The sequence below is a fragment of the Streptomyces sp. NPDC028289 genome, assembly GCF_055565975.1.
In genome coordinates this window covers 704,111-721,833 of record NZ_JBVHTI010000006.1, presented here as the reverse complement: position 1 = coordinate 721,833, position 17,723 = coordinate 704,111, and the positions used below count along the sequence as shown (strand labels likewise).

At 72.4% G+C, this 17,723-nt stretch carries 18 protein-coding genes and 1 pseudogene; 9 read left to right on the top strand and 10 right to left on the bottom strand.

Annotated features, from left to right (window positions below; translation table 11 throughout):
• The first annotated feature begins 15 nt into the window (after positions 1-15).
• Positions 16-762, top strand: coding sequence for an SDR family oxidoreductase (locus ACZ4UV_RS32385; RefSeq protein WP_390035451.1), 747 nt, complete (start codon positions 16-18; stop codon positions 760-762).
• A gap of 3 nt (positions 763-765) precedes the next feature.
• Here the strand turns inward: ACZ4UV_RS32385 and ACZ4UV_RS32380 are convergent, their stop codons facing one another.
• Positions 766-1,107 (bottom strand): hypothetical protein, encoded by a 342-nt coding sequence (locus tag ACZ4UV_RS32380; protein ID WP_351501939.1) that lies wholly within the window; start codon positions 1,105-1,107, stop codon positions 766-768.
• A gap of 852 nt (positions 1,108-1,959) precedes the next feature.
• Between ACZ4UV_RS32380 and ACZ4UV_RS32375 the strand changes: the two genes are divergently transcribed.
• Entirely contained in the window at positions 1,960-2,784 is an 825-nt protein-coding gene (locus ACZ4UV_RS32375) for a DUF1684 domain-containing protein (protein ID WP_467842657.1), read from the top strand.
• A 185-nt stretch (positions 2,785-2,969) separates the two neighbouring features.
• On the opposite strand, the gene paaE is transcribed toward ACZ4UV_RS32375, so the two are convergent.
• The 7 genes and pseudogenes from paaE to ACZ4UV_RS32340 all read right to left on the bottom strand — a co-directional run bounded on the left by paaE (position 2,970) and on the right by ACZ4UV_RS32340 (position 8,225).
• The gene (paaE, locus tag ACZ4UV_RS32370) at positions 2,970-4,082 is read right to left on the bottom strand and encodes a 1,2-phenylacetyl-CoA epoxidase subunit PaaE (RefSeq protein ID WP_451023189.1); all 1,113 of its coding nucleotides are present in this window, start codon (positions 4,080-4,082) and stop codon (positions 2,970-2,972) included.
• Positions 4,082-4,597 (bottom strand): 1,2-phenylacetyl-CoA epoxidase subunit PaaD, encoded by a 516-nt coding sequence (gene paaD / locus ACZ4UV_RS32365; RefSeq protein WP_388908615.1) that lies wholly within the window; start codon positions 4,595-4,597, stop codon positions 4,082-4,084. Before paaD ends, paaE begins: the two co-directional genes overlap by 1 nt.
• Positions 4,591-5,424: a 1,2-phenylacetyl-CoA epoxidase subunit PaaC gene (gene paaC, locus ACZ4UV_RS32360; protein WP_467842653.1), complete on the bottom strand. Its 834-nt coding sequence runs from the start codon at positions 5,422-5,424 to the stop codon at positions 4,591-4,593. Before paaC ends, paaD begins: the two co-directional genes overlap by 7 nt.
• 9 nt (positions 5,425-5,433) lie before the next feature.
• Positions 5,434-5,724 (bottom strand): 1,2-phenylacetyl-CoA epoxidase subunit PaaB, encoded by a 291-nt coding sequence (gene paaB, locus ACZ4UV_RS32355; RefSeq protein WP_093507257.1) that lies wholly within the window; start codon positions 5,722-5,724, stop codon positions 5,434-5,436.
• Entirely contained in the window at positions 5,721-6,692 is a 972-nt protein-coding gene (paaA, locus tag ACZ4UV_RS32350; protein ID WP_451021432.1) for a 1,2-phenylacetyl-CoA epoxidase subunit PaaA, read from the bottom strand. Before paaA ends, paaB begins: the two co-directional genes overlap by 4 nt.
• 139 nt (positions 6,693-6,831) lie before the next feature.
• A pseudogene (locus ACZ4UV_RS32345) lies at positions 6,832-6,921 on the bottom strand (3-hydroxybutyryl-CoA dehydrogenase); the annotation flags it as partial.
• Positions 6,922-7,004: 83 nt separating this feature from the next.
• Positions 7,005-8,225 (bottom strand): thiolase family protein, encoded by a 1,221-nt coding sequence (locus ACZ4UV_RS32340; RefSeq protein ID WP_467842648.1) that lies wholly within the window; start codon positions 8,223-8,225, stop codon positions 7,005-7,007.
• A gap of 204 nt (positions 8,226-8,429) precedes the next feature.
• Here ACZ4UV_RS32340 and paaI point away from each other — a divergent pair, with 204 nt between their 5' ends.
• Genes paaI through ACZ4UV_RS32325 form a run of 3 tightly spaced genes read left to right on the top strand, consistent with a single transcriptional unit; the run spans position 8,430 to position 10,768 of the window.
• A complete protein-coding gene (gene paaI / locus ACZ4UV_RS32335) occupies positions 8,430-8,861 on the top strand; it encodes a hydroxyphenylacetyl-CoA thioesterase PaaI (protein WP_451021430.1) in 432 nt (143 codons plus the stop codon).
• Positions 8,858-10,204, top strand: a complete 1,347-nt coding sequence (gene paaK / locus ACZ4UV_RS32330) for a phenylacetate--CoA ligase PaaK (RefSeq protein WP_390035458.1) — start codon at positions 8,858-8,860, stop codon at positions 10,202-10,204. Before paaI ends, paaK begins: the two co-directional genes overlap by 4 nt.
• Positions 10,205-10,246: 42 nt before the next feature.
• The gene (locus ACZ4UV_RS32325) at positions 10,247-10,768 is read left to right on the top strand and encodes a GNAT family N-acetyltransferase (protein WP_467842644.1); all 522 of its coding nucleotides are present in this window, start codon (positions 10,247-10,249) and stop codon (positions 10,766-10,768) included.
• Positions 10,769-11,047: 279 nt separating this feature from the next.
• On the opposite strand, the gene ACZ4UV_RS32320 is transcribed toward ACZ4UV_RS32325, so the two are convergent.
• Complete coding sequence (locus ACZ4UV_RS32320) at positions 11,048-12,112, bottom strand: glycoside hydrolase family 5 protein (protein WP_451021427.1); 1,065 nt, start codon at positions 12,110-12,112, stop codon at positions 11,048-11,050.
• A 256-nt stretch (positions 12,113-12,368) separates the two neighbouring features.
• Between ACZ4UV_RS32320 and ACZ4UV_RS32315 the strand changes: the two genes are divergently transcribed.
• On the top strand, positions 12,369-13,463 hold the full coding sequence (locus ACZ4UV_RS32315; protein WP_451021426.1) for a LacI family DNA-binding transcriptional regulator: 1,095 nt from the start codon (positions 12,369-12,371) through the stop codon (positions 13,461-13,463).
• Here the strand turns inward: ACZ4UV_RS32315 and ACZ4UV_RS32310 are convergent.
• Positions 13,429-15,018, bottom strand: a complete 1,590-nt coding sequence (locus tag ACZ4UV_RS32310; protein ID WP_467842640.1) for an FAD-dependent monooxygenase — start codon at positions 15,016-15,018, stop codon at positions 13,429-13,431. The genes ACZ4UV_RS32315 and ACZ4UV_RS32310 overlap by 35 nt on opposite strands.
• 190 nt (positions 15,019-15,208) lie before the next feature.
• Here ACZ4UV_RS32310 and ACZ4UV_RS32305 point away from each other — a divergent pair, with 190 nt between their 5' ends.
• The 3 genes from ACZ4UV_RS32305 (at position 15,209) to gap (ending at position 17,700) form a co-directional block, all read left to right on the top strand.
• Complete coding sequence (locus ACZ4UV_RS32305; RefSeq protein WP_467842637.1) at positions 15,209-15,574, top strand: low affinity iron permease family protein; 366 nt, start codon at positions 15,209-15,211, stop codon at positions 15,572-15,574.
• A gap of 63 nt (positions 15,575-15,637) precedes the next feature.
• Entirely contained in the window at positions 15,638-16,594 is a 957-nt protein-coding gene (locus tag ACZ4UV_RS32300; RefSeq protein WP_451021423.1) for a GlxA family transcriptional regulator, read from the top strand.
• A 110-nt stretch (positions 16,595-16,704) separates the two neighbouring features.
• Positions 16,705-17,700 (top strand): type I glyceraldehyde-3-phosphate dehydrogenase, encoded by a 996-nt coding sequence (gap, locus tag ACZ4UV_RS32295; protein WP_390035465.1) that lies wholly within the window; start codon positions 16,705-16,707, stop codon positions 17,698-17,700.
• Positions 17,701-17,723 lie beyond the last annotated feature (23 nt).

Below are 17,723 nucleotides of genomic sequence, written 5' to 3'. Positions count from 1 at the left end.
GAGAGGAATTCCGTCATGAAGGTCGTAGTGATCGGTGGCACCGGACTCATCGGCTCGAAGCTGGTCCGCGGGCTCGGCGAGCAGGGCCACGAGGCGGTCGCCGCCGCGCCGAGCACCGGCGTCGACACCCTTACCGGCGAGGGCCTGGCCGAGGCCTTGGAGGGCGCGTCGGTCGTGGTCGACGTGTCCAACTCCCCTTCGTTCGAGGACCAGGCCGTCATGGACTTCTTCCGCGCCTCCACCGCCAACCTCCTGAGGGCGGAGGCCGAGGCCGGCGTGCGGCACCATGTGGCGCTGTCCGTGGTGGGCACCGACCGGCTCCAGGGCAGCGGGTACTTCCGGGCCAAGCAGGCCCAGGAGGAACTGATCAAGACGTCCGGCATCCCCTACTCCATCGTCCACGCGACCCAGTTCTTCGAGTTCGCGAAGGGGCTCGCCGACGGGGTCACCGAGGGTGACACCGTGCGCCTGCCCGCGGGCCGGATCCAGCCGATGGTCTCCGACGACGTGGCAGCGGCCGTGGGCCGCGCCGCGGTGGGCGCCCCGGTGAACGGCGTGCTGGAGACCGGCGGCCCGGAGAGCTTCGAACTGGAGGAGTTCATCCGGATGGGTCTCGCCGCCCAGGACGACCCCCGCAAGATCGTCACGGACCCGCGGGCGACGTACTGGGGCGCCGAGCTCCAGCAGGACACGCTCCTGCCGGGCCCGGACGCGGACCTCGGCGAGGTCAGGTTCGCCGACTGGCTCGCCGGACAGAAGTAGCGCCTACGACGCGCCGACCAGCACCACGGTGACGCACAGAGCCATCGCCGCGGTGACCAGGAGCATCGCGGTCAGTGTGCCGCGCAGCCACCGTCCGAAGCGGGCGTGGTGCCGCTGTTCCACCGCGCTGACGCTGGCGGCGATGTGCTCCGTCACCATGTGGGCCACGTAGGCCTGTTCCTGGAGATACCAGCGCTCGATGTCCGACTTCTGCTCCTGGGTCAGCCCCGGCTCCCGTGCGACGAAGGCCGAGACGCGTCGGCGCGCCGCTCGTAGATGGGCCTGCTGGTACAGGAAGTCCTGGATGTCGGTCAGGCCGCGGGCGGCCTCCTCGCTCGTGTCCATGGTGTGCTCCACAGGTGAGGCGGCGGCTGACCGGCCGGTCGCTGTGGTGCTCGGGCGCGGTGTACGCGCATCAGCGCCGGGAGGGAGAGCTGCGCGCACGAACGTATCGAGCCGGGACTGGTCGGGGCCGGCGGTCTCGCGAACGCCGTGGTGAGAGCAGGAGCAAGCGGTGCGAACGTCCAGCGTGACAACTTCCGCTCGCGGTCGCAAGGGTGTCGGCACCGTGGGGATACGGCGTGTTCTGCGCACTACGTCAGCTGACGGAATCCCGAAGGCCTCGGCGAGCTCGCTCGTCGCCGACCCACCGACCGGCGCTCCGGTGCCGCCCGCCTGCCGCCGCAGGTCGGCTTCCATCGACTCGCCACTTCGGGTGCCCGGCTCGGTCATCGACTGCTGTGGCGACCACGGCCGCGAGGCCCTGGCGGGCCACCTGCCGCAGCGGGCGGTCGACGGCATACGGCGGGACCATTCGATCGGCCCGCAGATTCTCGGCATCCCCGAGCATGTTGGCGTAGAGGCATGTCGGGCGACGATCGTCCGGCCGTCGCTCTCCCGCTGCAGGGCCTGCCCGATCCGGTACTTGCTCTCGAAGTGGGGGGACCCCGGTGGGCCTATGGGCGGAGGCCACTGAGGAGAGCACCGGGTGCGGCAGCCTCACGAGGATCGTCCGTCAACCTGCCGTTGACCTTTCGCGGCACGCACCCCGGCGGCAGCTCCTGGGGGCCGGCGTCATGGGCGACCGTGACACATGACTGACAAGAAGCTGTCACACATGGACCGGAATGCGAGTTCGTTCGCCCCCGTTCTGACTGGTACGGCTGTTGCAGAGCCTCGCCCGACGAAAGAGGACGCATGACGACTGAGGCCACCACGACGGATCTCCAGGTCTTCATCGAGAGCTGGCAGGACTGGCACCGCGCGCAGGAGGCCCGGATCTCCGCCCCGCACGGGTTCCTGGCCATCACCGGTCTGCACTGGCTCGACGACCGACCGCAGCGCTTCCCCGACGCCCCGGGTGCCTGGCGCACCGGCCCGGACGGGGTCGTCGTCGCCCTGGACGACGGCGAGGAGCTGGTCGTCGACGGGACGCCGGTGCGGGGCGAGCACCGCTTCGGCGTGCTTGCCGAGCGCAGCGGTGTCGAAGCGGTCTGGGGTGACGCGGTCATCGAGGTCGCCAAGCGCGGCGGGAACGACATCGTGCGTCCCCGGCACCCGGACGCGCCGCTGCGCACCGCCTTCACCGGAACCCCCGCCTACGCCCCCGACCCGCGCTGGGCCGTGGCAGGCCGGTACGTCCCCTTCGACGAGCCGCGGCCGACCACGGTGGGCGCCGCGGTGGAGGGCCTCGAGCACGTCTACGACGCCCCGGGCCGGATCGAGTTCGAGCTGGCGGGGCGGCACCTGTCCCTGACCGCGTTCCCCGGGCACGGTCCGGGCGGGCTGATGGTGCTGTTCACCGACGCGACCTCCGGGGTCACCACCTACGCCGCCAACCGGTCCCTGGCCGTCGGCCCGCCCGCCGCCGACGGCACGGTGGTCCTGGACTTCAACCGTGCCGCGAACCTGCCGTGCGCCTACACGGACCTGGCCACCTGCCCGCTGCCGCCGGCCGAGAACCGGCTGCCGGTGGCGGTCGAGGCCGGGCAGAAGATCCCGCGCGAGCGCGGTGGTTCCTGACCCGGGCGGCAGGGTCATGCGCGCATGACCCACGGGACGACCGTGTAGGCATGGCCGCGCGTTCCCCGGGAGCACGTCGACGGACGGCGAGCGCCGGGCCCTCCGCGGCGCCACGTCGCGCGCAACCGGGAACGGCTCCTGCCGGCGGACCTGCCGCAGGTCGCGAGGGAGGAGGCCCGGGGCCGTCAGCTGTCGTAGTCGACCGTCAACGACTCGGAGACCGGGTAGGACTGGCAGGTCAGGACGTAGCCGGCGGCCACCTCGGCGGGTTCCAGGGCGTAGTTGCGGCGCATGTCGGCCTCGCCGTCCGTGATGCGGGCGCGGCAGGTCCCGCAGACGCCTCCCTTGCAGGCGAAGGGGAGGTCCGGGCGGATGCGGGCGGCGGAGTCGAGGATGGTGCGCTCGCGCGGGAGGCGGGCGGTGGTGGAGCGGCCGTCCAGGGTGACGGTGACCTCGCTGGCCGGGCCGGTCGCCACCGCGTCCTCGTGGCGGACGGGCTCGATCGGCTCGTCGGCGAAGAAGAGCTCCTGGTGGATCCGGTCGGCCGGGACGCCCAGTCCGGCGAGGACCTTCTGCGCGTCGAGGACCAGGCCGTGCGGGCCGCACAGCCACCAGTGGTCGGCGCCCTCGATGTCGACCAGGCCCGCGACGAGCGCGCCGAGGCGGTCGCCGTCGAGGCGGCCGGAGAGGAGTTCGGCTTCGCGGGGTTCGCGGGAGAGGACGTGGGCGAGGTGGAAGCGGGTGCGGTACTCGTCCTTCAGGTCGGCGAGTTCGTCGGCGAACATCACGGTGTCGGTGCGGCGGTTGCCGTAGAACAGCGTCACCGTGGAGAGGCCGTCGGCGGCGAGGACCGACTCGGCGATGGACATCATGGGAGTGATGCCCGAGCCGGCCGCGACGAGCACGTGGTGGCCGGGGACCGTGAGGTCGGGGGTGAAGGCTCCGGTGGGGGCCATCACCTCGACGGTGTCGCCCGGACGCACCTCGTGGACCAGCCAGGAGGAGAAGAGTCCGCCGGGCACCTCGCGGACGCCGATGCGGGGCGCGGTGCCGGCCGGCGAGCAGATCGAGTAGGAGCGCCGCTCGTCGCGCCCGGCGACCTCGCGGCGGAGGGTGAGCGACTGGCCGGGGCCGAAGGCGAACTCCTCGGTGAGGTCCGCGGGGATGTCGAAGGTGACCGCGACGGCGTCCTCGCACAGGGGCTGGACCGCGGCGACGCGCAGGGGGTGGAAGGCAGGGCGGCGCCGGCGTGCTGTCGTCGCGGGGGCACCGGCGGTCGGTGCCGTCAGCTCTGCCATCAGATCTCCTTGACGTACTCGAACGGCTCCCGGCAGCTGAGGCAGCGCCACAGCGCCTTGCAGGAGGTGGCCGCGAACCGGGAGGTCTCCTCGGTGGCGGCCGATCCGCAGCGGGGACACGGAACCGTGCGCCGGGTCGGCGACAGGTCCAGCGGGACGGGACCGGCGGGGCGCCGGGGCGCGGCGTTGGGCGGTGCGATGCCGTGTTCGGCCAGTTTGCGGCGCCCTTCGGGGGTGATCCAGTCACTGGTCCAGGGCGGGTCGAGGACCGTGCGGATCTCCACGCGGCCGAAACCGGCGTCCCGCAGCCGGGCGGCGACCCCGGCCCGCATCTCGGCCATGGCGGGGCAGCCCGAGTAGGTCGGGGTGAGGTCGGCGACCACCGTGCCGTCCGGCTCGACGGTGACGTCCCGCAGCACGCCGAGGTCGGCGAGGGTGAGCATGGGGAGTTCCGGGTCCGGTACCTGTTCGGCGATGTGCCGGGCCAGCCGGGCGTCGGTCAGAACGGTCACCATGTCGCCTCCGGGTGGGCGCGGGCCACGCTCTGCAACTCGGCTAGGAGCGGGACGAGATGACCGGTGTGCTCGCCTTCGCGGCCCCGGCCGGACAGTGGCGGGACGCTCGGCATGGGGAGTCCGGCCGCGTCGAGGACCTGGCGGAGGTCGGCCAGCACCGCGTCACGCACGTCGTGGGCGGCGAACACCTCCTCCCAGTACGGGGCCTGCGCCTCCAGGGCCGTCAGCATCCGCGCATGCGACTCCTCGGTGCCGTCGCCCAGGCGTACGACCCACTCGGCGGCGTACTGGCGGTGGTAGGTGAGCTCCTTCACGCCCTTGGCCGCGATCGCCGCGAGCACCGGGTCGGGCGCGGAGGCCAGTTCGGTGAAGTGGGCGAGCCGCCAGCTGGCGAACACCAGGAGCCGCAGGACGGAGAAGGCGAAGTCGCCGTTGGGGAGTTCGGTGAGGGTCACGTTGCGGAAGTCGGCGGCGTCGCGGAAGTACGCGTAGGCGTCCTCCGCGCGGCCGGTGCCGTCGGTCTGGCCGGTGCGGGAGTAGAGCAGGCGGGCCTGGCCCAGCAGGTCGAGCCCGATGTTGGCCAGTGCCACCTCCTCCTCCAGCTCGGGAGCGCGGGTGACCCATTCGGCGAGCCGCTGGGCCAGGACCAGCGCGTCGTCGCCGAGCGCCAGGCACAGGTCGGCCAGTGCGGCCGCGTCGACGCCCTCGGGTACGGCGGTGTCGACGCCGTACAGCGGGTCCTCGAAGCCGGTGCCGAAGGCCCAGCGGGCGTCACTGTCGTCGTGGCCCTCGGCCAGGCTCAGGTAGACGTGGTCGTCGTCGCTCATCACCGGCTCCTAGATGTGCGGGACATCGTCGGGGATGTCGTAGAAGGTCGGGTGGCGGTAGACCTTGTCGGCGCTCGGGTCGAAGAAGGGGTCCTTCTCGTCCCGGGTGGAGGCGGCGATGTGCTCGGAGCGCACGGCCCAGATGCTGACGCCCTCGTTGCGGCGGGTGTACAGGTCGCGGGCGTGGGTGAGGGCCATCTGGTCGTCTGCGGCGTGCAGCGAGCCGACGTGGACGTGGTTGAGGCCGCGCTTGCCCCGGATGAAGATCTCGTACAGGGGCCAGTTCCCGGTGTCGCTCATGCCACTGTCTCCTCGCGGGCTCGGGCGGCCTGCTTGGCGGCGTGGGCACTGGCGGCCGCACGCACCCAGGCACCTTCCTCGTGGGCGGTCCGCCGGCGCTCCATGCGCTGCGCGTTGCACGGGCCGTTGCCGCTGATGACTTCCTTCAGCTCGGAGAAGTCGGGGGTGCCGAAGTCGTGGTGGCCGCGCTCCTCGTTCCAGCGCAGCTCGGGGTCGGGCAGGGTCACGCCGAGCCTGGCCGCCTGCGGCACGGTCATGTCGACGAAGCGGCGCCGCAGTTCGTCGTTGCTGTGCCGCTTGATCTTCCAGGCCATCGACCGGGCGGAGTTGGGCGAGTCGTCGTCGGGCGGGCCGAACATCATCAGGGACGGCCACCACCAGCGGTCCACGGCGTCCTGCACCATCTCCCGCTGGGCGTCGGTGCCGCGCATCATGGTCATCAGCAGTTCGTAGCCCTGCCGCTGGTGGAAGGACTCCTCCTTGCAGATCCGCACCATCGCGCGCGCGTAGGGGCCGTAGGAGCTGCGGCACAGCGGCACCTGGTTGCAGATGGCCGCGCCGTCCACGAACCAGCCGATGACGCCGACGTCCGCGTAGCTGAGCGTCGGGTAGTTGAAGATCGAAGAGTACTTCTGGCGGCCTTCGAGGAGACGCTCGGTGAGCTCCGCACGGTCGATGCCCAGGGTCTCGGCGGCCGAGTACAGGTACAGGCCGTGGCCGGCCTCGTCCTGGACCTTGGCGAACAGGATCGCCTTGCGGCGCAGCGAGGGCGCCCTGGTGATCCACTCGCCTTCCGGCTGCATCCCGATGATCTCCGAGTGCGCGTGCTGGGCGATCTGCCGGATCAACGTCCTGCGGTAGCCCTCCGGCATCCAGTCGCGCGGCTCGATCCGCTGGTCCCGCGAGATCGTCGTCTCGAAATGGGACTCCAGATCGTGCTCGGCGTCCCTTCCGGCCGCTTCAGTCATCTCCACCAACTCCCAACCGACCATTCGTTCGGTTCATCATAAGGTGCGCCCTACCCGGTCTGGCAAGGGTCTGGGCCGATCAGCGCAGTCAGCAGCGCGGGGGCCGGGTGCCGCGGACAGGCACCGCGGCCCGCCGCGATCACCGCGTACAGAAGCCCCGCCCCGTCCTGTGTCCGAGTTCGCCGAGGGTCGCGTGCAGGTACTCGGCGACGGCGAGCCGCACGTCGAGAAGTTGGGGTCAAGCCCGGCAGCACGGGCCGCCGGCTACTCGCCCGGTTCGTTCGGCCTTCGACAGTGAAGGCGGTGCAGTGATCACACCCGCTCCACAAGGAGTGCGACGCCCTGGCCAACTCCTACGCAGAGCGTGGCCAGGCCGCGGCGGCCGTTCTCGCGCTCGAGGCGACCGAGCAGGGTGAGCAGGATGCGGGCGCCGGAGCAGCCGAGCGGATGGCCGAGGGCGATGGCGCCGCCGTCGGCGTTGACCTTGCCCCCGTCGAGCTTGAGGCGGCGGATCACCGCCAGTGCCTGGGCGGCGAACGCCTCGTTGAGTTCCACGGCGTCCAGGTCGCCGGTCTGCCAGCCGGCCCGGGCCAGGGCCTTCTCGGTGGCGGGGACCGGGCCGAGGCCCATGAGGTTGGGCTGCACACCGGCGGAGGCCGAGGCGACGATCCGGGCCCGCGGGGTGAGGCCGTACCGCTCGACCGCCTCGGCGCCGGCGACCACCAGGGCGGCCGCGCCGTCGGACAGCGGCGAGGAGGAGCCCGCCGTGACGATGCCGTCCGCGCGGAAGACGGTGCGCAGGGAGCCCAGCTTCTCCAGGGTGGTCGAGGGGCGGGGGCCCTCGTCCCGGGTGACCTCGCCGTCGCGCACCGGTACCGGCACGATCTCGCGGTCGAAGCGGCCCGCCTCCTGGGCAGCCACCGCCCGCTGGTGGCTGCGCAGCGCGAAGGCGTCGGAGTCGGCGCGGGTGATGCCGTCGAGCGCGGCGACCTCCTCCGCGGTCTCGCCCATGGACAGCGTGACCCTGACCGCCTCGGGTCCGGCGTCCGCGGGCACTTCCCGGTCGGCGGCGGTGAAGCGCGGGTTGGTGAACCGCCAGCCCAGGGCGGTGTCGTGCACCTGCCCCGGCTTGGCCCACGGGGTGCCCGGCTTCTCCGTCACCCAGGGCGCCCGGGTCATGGACTCCACTCCCCCGGCGACCACGAGGTCCGCCTCGCCGGCGCGGATCGTCTGGGCGGCCGAGGCCACTGCCGTGAGGCCCGAGGCACAGAGGCGGTTGACGGTGTAGCCGGGCACGGTGTGCGGCAGCCCGGCGAGCAGCACCGCCATCCGGGCCACGTCCCGGTTGTCCTCGCCCGCCTGGTTGGCGGCTCCCAGGACGACCTCGTCCACCGCCTCGCCGGGGGCGCCGGAGCGACGGACGGCCTCGCCGACGACGAGGGCGGCGAGGTCGTCGGGGCGAACGGAGGCCAGGGCGCCGCCGTAGCGGCCCTGCGGGGTGCGGGCCCCGTCGATCAGGTAGACGTCGGGCATCGGGCGGTCTCCTCGGCTTCGGGGTGCACGGGGCGCCGCGGCCGCGGGACGGCGCGGCGGCCGGTGACGAAGAGGGCGACGGACGGGGTGGCGCGGGCACGTGTGTGGCCCGCGGTCCCTCTCTTGACATGCAGGTGTGTTGCTGGATTACTTGACCACGCCGCACGCTAACCGAATGTTCGGTCGGTTCACAAGGTGGTGGAAATGACGACCCAGGTACCCGGCACGACGCCTGGCCCCGTCGAGACGATGTTCGCCGCGGACGAGGCGTCCCGGCGGCTGGGGATCGAGTTGCTGGAGCACGGCGAAGGGACGGCCGTGCTGCGGATGACCGTCACCGCCTCGCAGGTCAACGGGCACCGGATCGCCCACGGCGGGCATGTGTTCCTGCTCGCGGACACGGCGTTCGCCTGTGCCTGCAACAGCCACGGGCCGGTGACGGTCGCCGCCGGCGCCGACATCGACTTCGTCGCGCCCGCCTACGAGGGCGATGTGCTCGTCGCCACCGCGCGGGAGCGGGTCCGGTTCGGCCGCAGCGGTGTCTACGACGTGAGTGTCGTGCGCGGCGACGAGGTGATCGCGGAGTTCCGCGGCCGCAGTCGCACCCTCCGCACACAGGACGAGGAGCCGCAATGAGCAGCGAAGTGATCGCGCCCGGGCCCGGGGGCACCCGCCGGGGAGAGCCGCTCCCCGAGGCCCTGCTGGACGAGGCCGAGCGGATGTCCCGCGAGGAGGTCGAGGCCCTCCAGATCACCAGGCTGCGCACGACACTGCGGCACGCGTACGACAACGTGGAGCTGTACCGCAAGAAGTTCGACGCGGCCGGCGTGCGTCCGGACGACTGCCACACCCTCGCGGACCTCGCCCGCTTCCCCTTCACGACCAAGGCGGACCTGCGGGACACCTACCCCTTCGGCATGTTCGCCGTGCCGATGTCCGAGGTGCGCCGCGTGCACGCCTCCAGCGGCACCACCGGCCGTCCCACCGTGGTCGGCTACACCGACAACGACCTGTCCATGTGGGCGGACGTCGTCGCCCGTTCCATCCGGGCCGCCGGTGGGCGTCCGGGGCACAAGGTCCATGTCTCCTACGGCTACGGCCTGTTCACCGGCGGCCTGGGCGCCCACTACGGCGCCGAACGCGCCGGCTGCACGGTGATCCCGGCCTCCGGCGGCATGACCGCGCGCCAGGTGCAGATCATCCAGGACTTCCGGCCCGAGATCATCATGGTCACGCCGTCCTACATGCTGACCCTGCTCGACGAGTTCGAGCGCCAGGGCGTCGACCCGCGCTCCACCTCGCTGGAGATCGGCATCTTCGGCGCGGAGCCGTGGACGGAGGAGATGCGCCGCGAGATCGAGGAGCGCATGGACATCCACGCGGTCGACATCTACGGGCTGTCCGAGGTCATCGGCCCCGGGGTCGCGCAGGAGTGCGTGGAGACCAAGGACGGGCTGCACGTCTGGGAGGACCACTTCTACCCGGAGGTCGTGGATCCGCTGACCGACGAAGTGCTGGCGGAGGGCGAGAGCGGCGAACTGGTCTTCACCTCGCTCACGAAGGAGGCGCTGCCCATCATCCGTTACCGCACCCGGGACCTGACCCGGCTGCTGCCCGGCACGGCGCGTCCCGGGTTCCGCCGGATCGAGAAGATCACCGGCCGGTCCGACGACATGATCATCCTTCGGGGGGTCAACGTCTTCCCCAGCCAGGTGGAGGAGATCGTGCTGCGGACGCCGGGGGTGGCCCCGCACTTCCAGATCCAGATCAGCCGGCGCGGACGCATGGACCACATGACGGTCCGGGTGGAGGCACGGCCCGACGCCGGCCCCGCCGACCGCGAGGCCGCGGCGCGGATCATCGCCCAGGGCGTCAAGGACGGTGTCGGGGTCACCGTGGAGGTCGCGGTCGTCGAACCGGAGACGCTGGAGCGCTCGCTCGGCAAACTCCGCCGGGTGAAGGACCTGCGCAAGGAATAATGCGCTGGCGGGCGAACGGCCGGAGTGCCTACCGTCCTCCCCATGCCCGAACTCCAGTCGCTCCGCGCGGACCACGCCCCGGCACTGCTCGCCTTCGAACTGGAGAACCGCGCCTATTTCGCGGCGTCCATCCCCGACCGCGGCGACGAGTACTTCGCCCGGTTCGGCGAGCGGCACCAGGCGCTGCTGGCCGAGCAGGAGGCCGGGACCTGCTACTTCCATGTGCTGGTCGACGCGGCGGGCGAGGTGCTGGGGCGGGTCAATCTGGTGGACGTCGCGGACGGCGGCGCCGACCTGGGGTACCGGATCGCCGAGCGGGTCACCGGGCGGGGACTCGCCACCTGGGGCGTACGGGAGGTGTGCCGACGCGCCGCCGGCACCTACGGGCTGACCACCCTGCGGGCCGCCGCCGCCGTGCGCAACACGGCGTCCCGGGCCGTGCTGGCCAGGACCGGATTCACCGTCACCGGCGAGAGCGTGCTCTCCGGCCGCCCCGCCCTGACCTACCTGCGCACCCTCGACGCCACCACCGACCGACCCGCAGGCGCACCGCCGTCGTCGTGAGCCGGACGGCTCCCTCCCGCCACCGGGACCCCTACCCGGGCAACGGGTCGCTCCAGGCCTGGCATTCGCCGTCGACGGTCTGAACCTCGCAATGGCCCATGCGCAGTTCGCCGTCCTCGCCCCGGTCCTGGAACTCGATCACGACCTTGCTCCCCTCGCTTCGGCAGACCCCGACCTGCCTACCGCAGCAACTCGAAGCGGTCGGCAGGCAGGGAACCCCGACCCGCCGCCGGACGGCGGCCGCGGTGCCCGTGGGTGCCGCGGCCGTCGTCCGGTGGGTCAGCCGGCGACGGGCCTGCCGCGGCCCCAGGCCCAGGCGAGGCGGTCGGCGCCGGACTGGTTGGTGGTGGCCAGCCAGGGGCGGGACGCGTCGCCGATCAGCTTCTGGATCGAGTACGTGTCGTCGGTGCGCAGACCGGGCCAGTACACCGAGCCCATGCCGAGCTTGCGGAAGGTGTCCGTGTCGGCCTGGATGAAGTTGACGGAGTTGTCGTCGGGAGCGGGCTTGTCGTAGTCGAGGCCCGTCGTCATCGGGGCGCCGAACTCGTCGGCGACCGTGCGGTCGGCGCAGTCGCCGAGCCGCTCCTTCAGGTCGGCCACCCACTGGTCGTAGGTGGCGTAGCTCTTCCAGAAGCCGTAGTGGTGGAGGGAGAGGTAGGTGCCCTTCAGGCGCGGGTCGGCGCAGACGGTGGTGACGTGGTCGTTGTAGCCGGCGCCGCTGACGAAGACGCGGTCGTGCGGGACCGACGGGTAGGTCGCCAGCCACTTCGCCGCGATGTCGGCCCATTCGGCGTCGGTGTAGCCGTGCGGCTCGTTCATCGGCTCGAAGTAGACGTGCGGGTCGTGCCGGTAGGCCTTCACGACGGTGTTCCACATGGGCCAGTAGGTGGCCTCGTCGTCGATGAAGCCGTCCTTGTTGGCGCCGGTGCCCTCCCAGTAGGAGACGATCACCTTGAAGCCCTGCGCCGAGGCCGCGTCGATGACCCCTCGGTACGACTTCCAGTACGAGCCGTTGACCGTGTACGGGTTGATGGGCAGCCGTACGGTGTTGGCGCCGAGGTTGGCGCGGAAGGCCGCGATGACCCTGGTGGCCTTGGCATAGGTCTGGGCGTAGCTGTCGGAGAGCGACAGGCCGGAGAGGACCACGGGGTCGTCGGCGTAGTTGTCGCGCGGGTCGGCCCAGTTGACGCCCTTGAACTGGCTGGTGCCGTGGCCCGGTGCGGCGGCGGAGGCGGCGGCGGGGCTGCCGGTGAGGGTCGTGGCGCCGACCGCGGCGATCGCGACCGCCGCGAGGGCGGCGCGGGTGCGGGGGGCGATCCGGGTTCTGGCGGGGGTCTTGCGCATCAACGTGCCCTTTCGGAAGACGGCGGCTCGACGCAGGGGCCCGCGGGCCCGACCGCGTGTTTACGTAAACATCGACGCGGCATGTTCACGTGAACATCTCCTCCGCGGCCGTGCCCGCGGGATCTCCGCCGGGGCTGGTCACGGGGCGATGTTTACGTAAACTCGAAAGCGTCGGAATCGTGGCACCCGCTCCTCGGGCCGTCAAGATTCCCGGTCCCGACTTCCCGCGCATGAAGGAGATTTGAGGGGTGGGGCGATGGTCCTGAACGAGCCGGAGCAGCCGGTCGCGCCGGCCGCGGGCGGGGCGCGGCGGGGCGGTTCCGGGGTGCCCGGCGGGCGCCGCAAGCAGCGTGTCTCCATGGCGGACGTCGCCGAACTCGCCGGTGTCTCCTCGCAGACGGTCTCACGGGTCTCCAACGGACACGCCGGGGTGGTCAGTTCCACCCGCGAGCAGGTGCTGGCCGCGATGCGGGAGCTCGGCTACCGACCCAACAGCGCCGCCCGTGCCCTGCGTTACGGCCGGTTCAACACCATCGGCGTGATCCTGTTCAGCCTCTCCTCCACGGGCAGCAGCCGTACCGTCGAGGCGATCGCCACGCATGCCGCGGCCGAGGGCTACGCGATCACCCTCATCCCCATCGACGTGGCCACGCAGGACAACGTGCTGGGCGCCTTCACGCGGATGGGCGAGCTGGCGGTGGACGCCGTCATCGTCATCATGGAGATCCATCTGCTGGACACCGCCACCGTGCAACTGCCGCCCGGGGTCCATGTGGTGGTCGTGGACTCGGACGCCGGGGACCGCTACAGCGTGGTCGACACGGACCAGGCCGACGGCGCGCGGGGGGCCGTACGGCACCTGCTGGGCCTGGGCCACCGGACGGTGTGGCACGTGGCGGGTCCCGAGTCCTCGTACGCGGCCGAGCGCCGTGCCCAGGCCTGGCGGGCGGTGCTGGCGGAGGCGGGGTGCCCGGTTCCGGCGCCCCTGCGCGGCGACTGGTCGGCCGAGTCCGGTTACGCGGCGGGGCTCGCGCTCGCCGAGGAGCCGGACTGCACCGCCGTGTTCGCGGCCAACGACCAGATGGCCCTGGGCCTGCTGCGCGCCTTCCACGAACGGGGCCGGTCCGTGCCCGCGGAGATCAGTGTGGTCGGATTCGACGACACCCCGGACGCGGCCTTCTTCATCCCGCCCCTCACCACCGTCCACCAGGACTTCGCCGAGGTCGGCCGCCGCTGTGTGGAGGGCGTGCTGCGCCGGCTCCGCACCGGCGACGACTCCCGCCCCGGCACCGATCTCGTCCCGGCCCGCCTGGTGGTCAGGGAGAGCACCGCCCCGCCGCGCACGTCGTGACGGCGGTCAGGGCGTCGCGCAAGGCCGAGCCTGCCGGCGGGGGTTCGTCCCAGCGGGCGGCGATGTGGCCGTCGGGGCGGATGAGCAGCGCACCGCCGTGCGGGCTCAGGCCGTACCGGTCGGCGTGATCGCCGGACAGCGGCTCGACGCGCAACGGCCGGCGGGCGGTGCCGTGCCGCCGCCAGCGGCCGGGGTTTGGGGTGAGCACCGTGAACCACTCGCCCAGCGCGTCGAGCGTGGAGCGGTCCGGGGTGAGCCAGTGGTGGGGCATGCGGTGGCCCGGCTGTGCGGTGGGCACGTACTCGGTGCCGGGAGCCTCCGACCGACCGTCGCGACGGCCACCGCCGTCGCCGTCGCCGAGGACGGCCGCGGAGTCGTACGCGGTGCCGAGCACCAGGCCGAGCTGTGCGAAGTACCGTTCCGACCAGGGAAGTTCGACCGGCGCCGAGGAGCCGCTGCGCAACTGCTCCTTGCGCAGGTCCTGCACCTGGAGCAGGAGGTGGGTGTTGGCGACCGCCTGGCGGAGGGTCTCGCGGGCCACCGGCCGGCGCTCGGCCTCGTACGTGTCCAGCAGGGCGGGTTCGGCCCAGCCTTGCAGCACGCCGGCCAGTTTCCAGGACAGGTTGTGCGCGTCCGCGACGCCGGCGTTCATGCCGAGGCCGCCGACCGGCGGGACCGCGTGCGCGGCGTCGCCGGCCAGCAGGACCCGGCCGCGCCGGAAGCCCTCGGCGACGTACGCGCTCATCGACCAGTGCTGGACCCGCACCACGTCGGCCCGTACACCAGCGGCGGGACCGAGCGCGTGCGAGACGCGGGCGGACCAGTCGGCCGACCCGGTGCCGTCGGGGGTGGCACCGAACCAGGCCCAGCCGCCGTCCGGGTAGAGCGGGGTGAAGGTGCCGAACGCGGTGAAGTAGACCCCGGCGGGCTGGTCTGCGCACCAGCGGGCCAGGTCGGCGTCGAAGACGACGGTGGCGTAGTCGCCGAGCGCTCCGGGACCGGTGGTGGCGATGCCCAGGCGCTCGCGGACGGTGGAGTTCGCGCCGTCGGCGGCTACCAGGTACCGGGGCCGGACGCGGGTCTCCGCACCGCGCTCGCCGTCGAGGAGCACGGCGACGACACCCTCCGTGTCCTCCTCCAGGTCGACCAGCTCGGTGCCGAACCTCACCTCTCCCCCGGCGGCGGCGAGCAGGACGGGCTCCAGCCGGTCCTGCGAGGTGACCACGCCGACGACCGGGCTCTCGGGGACCGCGGCGCGCACCCCGACCATCGCGGCACTGGCGAAGTCGGGGTCGCACAGGGTGTCCCGGAAGCGCACCCGCCCGTACGTGGGTGCGAACGCGTCCGCCGTGATCCTGTCGGCGACCCCGAGCCGCCGGAAGATCTCCATGGACCGCACGTTGACCAGGCGGGACCGGGGGAACGGTGACAGCTCGCGGTGCTTGTCGACCAGCAGGGACGGCACACCCCAGCGGTCCAGCAGCGCCCGTGCGGTGAGCCCGACCGGCCCTCCGCCGACGATCAGCACCGGCACCTCTGCGTCCGCTCCAGGCATGGCTCCATCATCGGGCGCCGGCGGCCGCCCGCCGTCACCGACCGCGGGCATGCACCCGAACGGGTTCCCGCCCGCGCAGGGGGTGGGGCCTCGGCGGCACGGCTGCGGATGAAGGGGGCGGTGGCGGGTACCCGGGCCGGGACCGTGGTGAAGGGCACCGCGCGGGCGTGGTGGGAGTCCTCCTGTGTCCATGACGCATCCTGCCGAGCGCTCCCGGAACGGACGGGGCTGGTTCGAGCGGCTGGCCGAGGCCGCCTCGAACCTGACCAGCTCCCTGGCGTTCATGTGCTTCTGCCTGCTCCTGGTCGCCGCCTTCGTCGCCGTGCACCTCTCGGGTCTCGCGATCAGCTGGCAGCTGCTCGTCGGGGACGTCATGACCTCCGTGAACCTGCTGCTGCTCGCCCTGCTGAAGAACTCCGAGCGCCGCGCGGAACACGCCATCCAGCGCAAGCTCGACAGCATCGCCGCCGCGCTGCTCGACCAGCGGGAGGGCGACCACCCGGAGGAGGCGGCCGAGGAGCTGCGCAAGACGATCCGGATGGAGGAGGAGCTCTGACCCGCCCGCGGCCGGTGGGCGGGCGGCATCGGGGGCGGGCCGGGGCCTCGTACCCTGTTCGATGTGGATCCCGTCCCTCTGCATCGCGTCGCCGTCCTTGTGCTGGAGGGGGCGAAACCCCTCGACGTCGGTATCCCGGCGCAGGTGTTCACGACCCGGGCGAGCATGCCGTACGAGGTACGGGTGTGCGGCGCGGCGCCCGGTCTGGTCACCGGCGGCGACGGGCTGTCGTACCACGTCGCCGACGGTCTCGACGCGCTCGAGTGGGCGGAGATCGTGTTCGTGCCCGGGTACCGGTTCCCGGACCGGGAGGACCCTCCGCAGGCCGTCGTCGACGCGCTGCTCGGCGCGCACCGGCGGGGCACGCGGCTGGCCGCCATCTCGACGGGGGCCTTCGCGCTCGCCGCGACCGGGCTGCTCGACGGCAGGCGCGCCACCACGCACTGGCACTACACGCGCGCCCTCGCCGAGAAGCACCCGCTGGTCAAGGTGGACGAGAACGTGCTGTTCGTCGACGAGGGCAGCGTGCTGACGTCGGCCGGCGCGGCCTCCGGGATCGACCTGTGCCTGCACATCCTCCGCGGCGACCTCGGCGTGGCCGCTTCCAACCACGCGGCCCGGCGGCTGGTGGCGGCCCCCTACCGCAGCGGCGGCCAGGCGCAGTACGTGCCGCGCAGCGTGCCCGAGCCGCTCGGTGAGCGGTTCGCCGCGACCCGCGAGTGGGCGCTGCACCGGCTCGGCGAACCGCTCAACCTCGACGTGCTGGCCCGGCACGCGGGGGTGTCGGCGCGGACGTTCTCGCGGCGGTTCGCGGAGGACACCGGGTACACGCCGATGCAGTGGGTGATGCGCGCCCGGATCGACCTGGCCCGTGAACTCCTCGAACGGTCCGAGCGGAGCGTCGAGCAGATCGCGGCCGACGTCGGCCTGGGCACCGGGGCGAACCTGCGGCTGCACTTCCAGCGGATCCTCGGCACGACGCCGAGCGACTACCGGCGCACCTTCACGAAGGGCGAGTAGGGCTGCCCGGGTGAGACCCTGGCGGGATCCTTTCGAACCGTGGCGTTCTCGCCGCTGTTTGGGCTGCGGGCGGCCCGCGAACCTGGTGGCGTAGCGAAGGGACACCACTTATGACTCGTATCGCCGTCAACGGATTCGGCCGCATCGGACGCAATGTGCTGCGCGCCCTGCTGGAGCGGGACAGCAGCCTGGAAGTCGTCGCCGTCAACGACCTCACGGAGCCGACCGCCCTCGCGCGGCTGCTCGCCTTCGACTCCACGGCCGGCCGGCTCGGGCGCCCGGTGAGCGTCGACGGAGACGTCCTCGTCGTCGACGGACGGCGCATCAAGGTCCTCGCGGAGCGCGAGCCGGCGCAGCTGCCGTGGGCCGACCTCGGCGTGGACATCGTGCTGGAGTCGACCGGCCGCTTCACCTCGGCGAAGGCGGCCCGCGCCCACCTCGACGCGGGCGCCCGCAAGGTGCTGGTCAGCGCGCCGTCGGACGGTGCCGACGTCACGCTGGCGTACGGCGTGAACACCGACGCGTACGACGCGGAGCTGCACACGATCGTCTCCAACGCCTCGTGCACGACCAACGCGCTCGCTCCACTGGCCGCCGTCCTCGACGAACTCGCCGGTATCGAGCACGGGTTCATGACCACGGTGCACGCCTACACGCAGGAGCAGAACCTGCAGGACGGCCCGCACCGCGATCCCCGGCGCGCCCGTGCCGCCGGTGTCAACATCGTGCCGACCACGACGGGCGCCGCCAAGGCGATCGGTCTGGTGCTGCCGAACCTCGACGGAAAGCTGTCGGGCGACTCGATCCGGGTGCCGGTGCCGGTGGGCTCGATCGTCGAGCTCAACACGACCGTGTCGCGTGACGTGACACGCGACGAGGTGCTGGCCGCGTACCGCGCGGCGGCCGAAGGGCCGCTCGCGGGCGTCCTCGAGTACTCGGAGGACGCGCTGGTGTCGTCGGACATCACGGGCAACCCCGCCTCGTCGATCTTCGACTCGGCCCTGACCCGCGTCGACGGCCGCCACGTCAAGGTGGTCGCCTGGTACGACAACGAGTGGGGCTTCTCGAACCGTGTGATCGACACGCTCGAACTGCTCGCGCGCTGACGCCTGCCGACGGACGGAATGGT